This window comes from Aeromicrobium sp. (genome assembly GCF_025965075.1).
In the GTDB taxonomy this organism is placed as follows: Bacteria; Actinomycetota; Actinomycetes; order Propionibacteriales; family Nocardioidaceae; genus Aeromicrobium.
The window spans coordinates 1-6,967 of the sequence record NZ_JAOPXQ010000099.1 but is presented as its reverse complement, the minus strand read 5'-3'; the positions used below and the strand labels follow the sequence as shown (position 1 = coordinate 6,967).

General features: G+C 70.0%; 7 protein-coding genes. 3 read left to right on the top strand and 4 right to left on the bottom strand.

The annotated features are described in order from the left end of the window. The 3 genes from JWQ91_RS06580 to JWQ91_RS06570 form a co-directional block, all read right to left on the bottom strand. Positions 1–676, bottom strand: a 676-nt coding sequence (locus JWQ91_RS06580; protein WP_297782061.1) for a redox-sensing transcriptional repressor Rex, incomplete at its 3' end; no start/stop codon positions are given. Positions 677–789: 113 nt separating this feature from the next. After that, positions 790–1,065: a glutaredoxin family protein gene (locus tag JWQ91_RS06575; protein ID WP_297782060.1), complete on the bottom strand. Its 276-nt coding sequence runs from the start codon at positions 1,063–1,065 to the stop codon at positions 790–792. Continuing rightward, entirely contained in the window at positions 1,062–2,633 is a 1,572-nt protein-coding gene (locus JWQ91_RS06570) for an AMP-binding protein (protein WP_297782059.1), read from the bottom strand. Before JWQ91_RS06570 ends, JWQ91_RS06575 begins: the two co-directional genes overlap by 4 nt. Positions 2,634–2,772: 139 nt before the next feature. Here JWQ91_RS06570 and JWQ91_RS06565 point away from each other — a divergent pair, with 139 nt between their 5' ends. From JWQ91_RS06565 to JWQ91_RS06555, 3 genes are all read left to right on the top strand, one after another. Further along, positions 2,773–3,570 (top strand): HAD-IB family hydrolase, encoded by a 798-nt coding sequence (locus JWQ91_RS06565; RefSeq protein ID WP_366521359.1) that lies wholly within the window; start codon positions 2,773–2,775, stop codon positions 3,568–3,570. A gap of 48 nt (positions 3,571–3,618) precedes the next feature. After that, entirely contained in the window at positions 3,619–4,320 is a 702-nt protein-coding gene (locus tag JWQ91_RS06560) for a sigma-70 family RNA polymerase sigma factor (protein WP_297782057.1), read from the top strand. Between the two features lie 100 nt (positions 4,321–4,420). Then, positions 4,421–5,485 (top strand): DUF5667 domain-containing protein, encoded by a 1,065-nt coding sequence (locus tag JWQ91_RS06555; protein ID WP_297782056.1) that lies wholly within the window; start codon positions 4,421–4,423, stop codon positions 5,483–5,485. A gap of 326 nt (positions 5,486–5,811) precedes the next feature. Here the strand turns inward: JWQ91_RS06555 and JWQ91_RS06550 are convergent, their stop codons facing one another. Next, on the bottom strand, positions 5,812–6,966 hold the full coding sequence (locus JWQ91_RS06550; protein ID WP_366521358.1) for a lysophospholipid acyltransferase family protein: 1,155 nt from the start codon (positions 6,964–6,966) through the stop codon (positions 5,812–5,814). Position 6,967 lies beyond the last annotated feature (1 nt).

Genomic DNA, 6,967 nt, shown 5'->3' with positions numbered 1-6,967 from the left:
CCACCTTGTCCGTCCCGGCCTTCCGCTGCTCGTGGTAGGCGAGGTTCTGAAGCTCGATCGACAGGTCGACCTTGCGGACGTCGACGCCGTCAGGCACCTGCACAAGGGCCGGTGCGAAGTTGAGGATGCTCGTGATGCCAGCCGCGACGAGCCGGTCGGCAACCTCCTGGGCCGCCGTGCCCGGGGTCGCGATGATGCCGATCGAGATGTTCCGCTCGCTGACGATGGCGTCCAGCTCGTCGAGCGAGGAGACCGTCAGGCCCGAGATCGTGGTGCCGATCCGGCGGGAATCGGCGTCGACGAGCGCCGCGACCCGGATGCCGCGGGTGCTGAACCCTTGATAGGCCGACAGCGCGGAGCCGAGGTTGCCGACTCCCACGATCACGACGTCCCAGTCCTGGGTCTGGCCGATCTCGCGAGCGATCTGGTAGCGGAGATACTCGACGTCGTAGCCGACGCCGCGGGTGCCGTAGGACCCCAGGTAGGACAGGTCCTTGCGCAGCTTGGCCGGGTTGACGCCGGCGTTCTCGGCGAGCTCGATCGACGAGCAGGTCGAGACGCCCAGCTCGGTCAGCGCATTGAGCGCGCGCAGGTAGATCGGCAGGCGGGCCACGGTGGCATCGGGGATGCCACGGGTGCTTCCGTCGTCGAGCCTGGGGCTGCGAAGTATGGTCACTGTGCTCCTGCACTGCCGTGCTGGGGATTATCCCTTGCAGGATGGGCACGCGGTGCGCCCTCAGTTTAAGAGTTTGTGAACGCGTTAACAAAATCGAGACATGAGCCGGTGGTTCATGTCACATCGCGCGGGGGCCTCGCGAGGGCGGTTCTGAGCCGCACGGGGTCAACCCGCCAGAAGTCGTGCTGGGCACCGTCGACGAACGTCACCGGCACCTGCTCGGTGAAGCGTTCCCGCAGGTCAGCGTCGGTGTCGATGTCGACGCGCACCCACGTGTCCCCCGTCTCGGCGCAGATCTCGGCGACCTGCGCCTCGGCCGTTGCGCACAGGTGGCAACCCTCCCGGGTGAAGACCACGACGCGGGCATCGTCGGCATGCTGGATCGTCACGTCGCGTCAAGACCCAACGTCTCGCTGCGCGCCAGGGCGCGCAGGCGACCCTTGGCGACCTTGCCGGTCGCCGAGCGCGGGAGGCCCGTCACGACGACGACCCGGCTGGGCTGCTTGAAGCGCGCGAGGCGGGTACTTGCGTGGGCCTCGACAGCCTCGACCACGGCCTCGTGGTCGGTCCCGTCCTTGTCGGGGACCACGAATGCCACGACCGCCTCGCCGGTCTCCTCGTCGGGGAGGCCGACGACCGCGACCTGGGCGATGCCCGGCACCTCGGCCAGGACGTCCTCGACCTCGAAGGGATAGACGTTGAAGCCCGAGACGATGACGAGCTCACGGAGCCGGTCGACCAGGGTCAGGTCGCCGTCCTCGTCGATGAACCCGATGTCCCCGGTGGGGTACCAGCCGTCGTCCCGTGGGCCGTCGACCCCGTCGGGCCAGTAGCCGGAGAAGAGGTTGTCGCCCCTGACCCACAGCTCGGCCGGGTCACCCGGTGCGGCGTCCTCACCGCTGGCCTCGACGATGCGCACCTCGATGCCCGGAAGCGGCCGACCCACCGACCCCGGCTTCGGCGGCGTGCCGGGCGCGCGGCCCGAGCCCACCGTCGTCGCGATGACGGGGGCGGTCTCGGTCAGCCCGTAGCCCTGGTCGATGTGCTTGCCCGACGAGGCGTGGAACGACTCGGCGAGATCGGGGTCGAGGGCCGATGCCCCGGAGAACGCGACCCGGACCGAGGCGAGGCGCTCGGCCAGTCCCTCCCGGCCGGCCCACGCCGCCACGACGGGCGGGGCCAGGGCGACGTTCGTGACGCCCTCGTCGTGGATCAGGTCCAGCAGGCCCTCGGGGTCGAAGCCGTCGACCATCACGACCCGGGCCCGCTGGCGCACGGCCTGGCCCAGGACGCAGTTGAGTCCGTAGATGTGGAACAACGGCAGCAGGCCCAGACAGATGTCGTCGGCCGTGACGGCGGGGACCTCGATCCCAGCGATCTGCTCGACGTTGGCGATCAGCGCGCGGTGGCTCAGCATCGCGCCGCGCGGCTTGCCACTCGTGCCGGAGGTGTAGAGGATCACGGCCAGCGCCTCCGCGTCGGCGGGTGCCACCGGGTCGGCGCCCGTCGCATCGGCCAGGAACGCGTGGAAGCTCGTCTCCCCCGCCTGCGGCTCGGCACCGTCCACGACGAGCTCGATCCGCTGGTCGTCCGTCACGGCCTCACGCACCTGGGCGACCCCGGCCTCGTCGCACAGCACGACCCGGGCCCTGGAGTCGGCCAGCATGCGACCGATCTCCCGGGTCGTGGAGCGGGGGTTGACCGGCACCGCGACCATGCCGCCGCGCAGGATCCCGTAGTAGGCGACGGGCAGGTCGATGCGGTTGGCCATCACGATGGCGACCCGGGCCCCCGCGACCAGCCCGCGCCCGGACAGGGCCCGGGCGACGGCGTCCGCCTGCTGGTCGAGCTCGCGCCACGTCACCTCACGGCGTCCGTCGCGGTGCTCCACCAGGGCGACCCCGTCGGGCGTCTGCGCGGCAGCGTCACGCACGTACTCGCTGACATTGACTGTCACGCGTCGAGTCAACCACAGGTGATGAACGCCCGAGCGCGTTAGGCTCACAGACATGCCTCGGGAAGCCAGACCCGGTCAGCAGAGGAATCTGCAGTCACGATCGGTCCTCTCCGGGCAGGCCTCTGCCGCGGCGACGGAGATGGAGAGCGCGCTGTCGGCCTCGCCCGACCCCACGTCGGCCGCATTCTTCGACGTCGACAACACGATCATGCAGGGTGCGTCGATCTTCCATCTCGCCCGCGGGCTGCACCGGCGCAAGTTCTTCACCACCAAGGACATCGCGAAGGCCGCGTGGCAGCAGATGTACTTCCGCGTCGTCGGCAGCGAGGACCCCGAGCACATCGCGAAGGCGCGCGCGACGGGGCTCGCGTTCATCGCGGGGCACAGCGTCAGCGAGCTCGAGGAGATCGGCGAAGAGATCTTCGATGAGCACATGGCCGACAAGATCTGGCCCGGGACGCGGGCGATCGCCCAGTGGCACCTCGACCAGGGACAGCGCGTGTGGCTCGTGACGGCGGCCCCCGTCGAGATCGCGGCCGTCATCGCCCGGCGGCTCGGCCTCACCGGAGCGCTCGGCACCGTCTCGGAGCACGTCGACGGCATCTACACCGGCGAGCTGGTCGGCGAGATGCTCCACGGTGAGGGCAAGGCCCACGCCGTCCAGGAGATCGCCGACCGTGACGGGCTCGTCCTGGAGGACTGCTACGCGTACTCCGACTCCAGCAACGACCTGCCGATGCTGTCGCTCGTGGGTCATCCGTGCGCCGTCAACCCCGACTCGGCGCTGCGCGCCCATGCCAAGGCCAACGGCTGGCGCATCCGGGACTACCGCACAGGTCGCAAGGTCGTGGTGGCCGGCGGCAAGGGCATCGTGGCCGCCGTGGCGGCCGGCGGGACGTGGCGTGTCCTGCGTCATACAAAAAAACGAAGCCACTGACACGTCAGCGGAGACAAGGCTAGACTCCCCCCAGATCAGGGAGGGCCTGTGACGACGACAACTCATGCGCTGCGCTTTGCGCTGTCGCTCGCCCTGGCGACCCCCGACGACCGCAGGCTGCAGGTCGCGCTGGCCCTGGCGGACTCGCCGGCGTACGCCCCGTCCAACGGGAGCCCGGCTCCTTACGATGACAACGACCCGGAGGCCTCGCGGCTACGGGCGCTCGTCGATCTGGCCAAGGAGGGCGACGCCGAGGCGTTCGGACAGCTGTACGACCACTACGTCACGGGCGTGTTCCGCTTCATCTACTACCGCGTCGGCTCGCAGCAGCTCGCCGAGGACCTGACCAGCGAGACCTTCGTGCGGGGGCTGCGCGCCATCCAGCGGTTCAACTGGCAGGGCAAGGACTTCGGGGCCTGGCTCACGACGATCGCCCGCAACCTGGTCGCCGATCACTTCAAGTCCAGCCGATCGCGCCTCGAGATCGTCTCCGAGACGATTCCCGAGGGCAAGACCCACGTCGCCAGCCCCGAGCAGGAGGTGCTGGCGCTGATCTCCAACGAGATGCTGTTCGAGGCGGTCAACGGGCTCCCGCCCGAGCAGCGTGACTGCATCCTCATGCGGTTCATCCAGGGCCTCTCGATCGCCCAGACGGCCGCCGCCCTGGGACGCAGCGAGGGCGCCATCAAGCAGCTCCAGCTCCGCGCCGTGCGCAGTCTGGCCAAGTCGGTTCCGGGTGATATCCGATGAGCCCGAAGATCGGGACGTACGTCCCGTCACATCCGCGTAACTTCCGACCCATCGAATTCGTTGTTCGTCCTGACATATCCGCTGCAGTGAGGAACGCATCATGATCGGCCGTCGTAACGACGACGCCCAGTCCTTCGAGGAGGCCTGGAGCGGCCGCACGCCTCGGGACGAGCACATCGCCGATCTGGTCCGCTTCGCGGAGAACCTCTGCGAGGCGGCGGCGGTCGAGCCCGACCTCGCCTTCCGGGACTCGCTGCGCACCCGGCTGATGGACGAGGCCGCCACGAGCCTGGTCAAGACTCCCCGGGCCACGCGCCCGGCTGCCGCCCCGGTTCACGAGGCGCACCCGGTCCGCCGCCGCCTGGCGGGTCTCACCGCCGCGCTCGTCGCATCGGCCGGCATCGTCAGCGCCGTCGCGTCCAGCGCCTCCGCCGTCCCCGGCGAGATCCTCTACCCCGTCAAGCGCGGTGTCGAGTCGGTCGAGCTCACGCTGCACCGCAGCGACGCCTCACGTGGCTCCTTCCAGCTCGCGCAGGCCTCCGAACGGCTCGCCGAGGCCCGCGAGCTGACCGCCAAGGGCGGTTCCGAGAGCCTGGTCGTCAAGACCCTCGAGAGCTTCTCCGAGCAGGCAACCAACGGATCGGGCGACCTGTTCGCCGACTTCAGCGACTCCGGCCAGGAGAAGTCGATCCGCAAGGTCAACGACTTCGCGGCCGCCGCGAGCGTCGACCTCTCCGCGCTGTCGACGCAGCTGCCGACCGGTGCCGACGACTCGTTCACCGCCGCCACCGAGGCCATCAGCGATCTCGCGACCCAGGCGACCTCGCTGTGCAGCGCCTGCACGACCGCAGACGTCGAGTCGCTCGTCAGCGCCGTGACGGATCTCCGCAAGGACACCCCGGCGACGCGGCCTGAGCCCTCGAAGCACTCGGACACCAAGGACTCCGGCTCCAGCGCGCCCACGGTCAGCGCCACCGGCACCGGCTCAACCGGCAGCACGACCGGCCAGGACCCGGTCGTCGCGGTCCCGACGCCCGCGCCGACCACCAAGACGCCGTCGCTGCGCGACGTGACCGACCCGATCGTCGGCGGCCTGCTCGGCAACGACGAGCAGGAGGGCCTCGTGCCTGGGCTGCTCAACGGCCTCCTCGGTGGGTCGCGTTAGCTCGCTGCGCGGATAGGCACTGGCCGGCGCCGGGTGAAGGTGACCTTGCAACCTCATTCGCCGGAATGACGTTGCAAGATCACCGCCACCGTTGCCGCCGAGCCGCTGTGCGGTGATCTCGCTGATGACGCCGGATCGGAACAGCTCGAACACCTTGGGCAGCCGCTTGAGCCCTCAGGCGAGCCCGAGCTGGGTGCCGGCCGCGATCGGCCCGATGTTGCGCGCCATCCCCACCTCACCAATCGCCGACAACCCCGGGATCGCCCTGACCCAGGCCCATCCGGTGGACCCGCTCGTCGTACAACGCCGCGACCTGGGGCGGGGTGTCAGAAGAAGGCGTTGCCGCGGTCGACCAGGAGCTTGTAGAGGGTCTGCTGGATCGTCTCGCGGACCTGGTCGGTGACGTTGAAGAGCAGCATGGGGTCGTCGGCGGCCTCAGGCTCGTAGGCGTCGGTGCGGACCGGCTCGCCGAACTCGATGATCCACTTGCTCGGCAGCGGGACCATGCCCAGCGGGCCGAGCAGTGGGAAGAACGGGGTGATCGGCAGGTAGGGCAGGCCCAGCAGTCGCGCCAGCGAGGGGACATTGCCGACGAGGGGATAGATTTCCTCGGCGCCCACGATCGAGACCGGGACGATCGGCACCTGGGCCCGCATCGCGGCCGACACGAAGCCACCCCGGCCGAACCGCTGGAGCTTGTAGCGCTCGGCGAACGGCTTGCCGATGCCCTTGAACCCCTCGGGCCACACCCCGGCCAGCTCGCCCGACGTCAGGAGCCGCTCGGCATCCTCCTGGCAGGCCAGCGTCGCGCCGACCTTGCGGGCGACCTGACCGACCAGGGGCAGGGAGAAGACCAGATCGGCGCCGAGGGGGCGCAGGTTGCGGCCGGCATACTTCTTGACGGCGTAGCCGGTGATCATCCCGTCGATCGGGACGGTGCCGGAGTGGTTGGCGACGAGCAGTGCCCCACCGTCCTCGGGGATGTTCTCGATGCCGCGAACCTCGAGCCGGAACCACTTCTCGGCGAGCGGCTCGATCGCGGAGACCAGCACCTCGGCGATCTGCGGGTCGAAGCCGAACTCATCGACCTCGTAGTTGCCGCTGAGCCGCTGGCGCACCGTGGCGAGCAGGGTCGCGACCCGTGACTCCCAGTCGGTGCCGAGGACCCGCTGCGCACCCTGGATCAGGGCGATCACGATCTCGTCGAGCGGGATGCCGGCCGACAGGGGGGCCGCGCCGGCGGTCCGGGTGCGGCGAGCGGCTTCCTCCGCCGCGGCGGCGGCGGCCGCGGCCGCGTCCTCGTCGGTCACGGCGCGCAGGCGGGGCTTGGGGTCGGTGGCCTTCTTGGCGGCGCCTGCGGCGGGGGGCGTGTCGGTCCGCGGGGACTTCGGCGATGCTGACTTCTTGGCGGCTGCCTTCTTAGCGGGCGCCTTCATGGACGTGGTCGGCTTGGGTGCCGGTTCGGCGACCTTCATGGCCATC

Coding starts and splice junctions, on each gene's coding strand:
- JWQ91_RS06565 (WP_366521359.1), top strand. CDS start 2,773: ATGGAGAGCGCGCTGTCGGCCTCGCCCGACCCCACGTCGGCCGCATTC.
- JWQ91_RS06555 (WP_297782056.1), top strand. CDS start 4,421: ATGATCGGCCGTCGTAACGACGACGCCCAGTCCTTCGAGGAGGCCTGG.
- JWQ91_RS06550 (WP_366521358.1), bottom strand. CDS start 6,966: ATGGCCATGAAGGTCGCCGAACCGGCACCCAAGCCGACCACGTCCATG.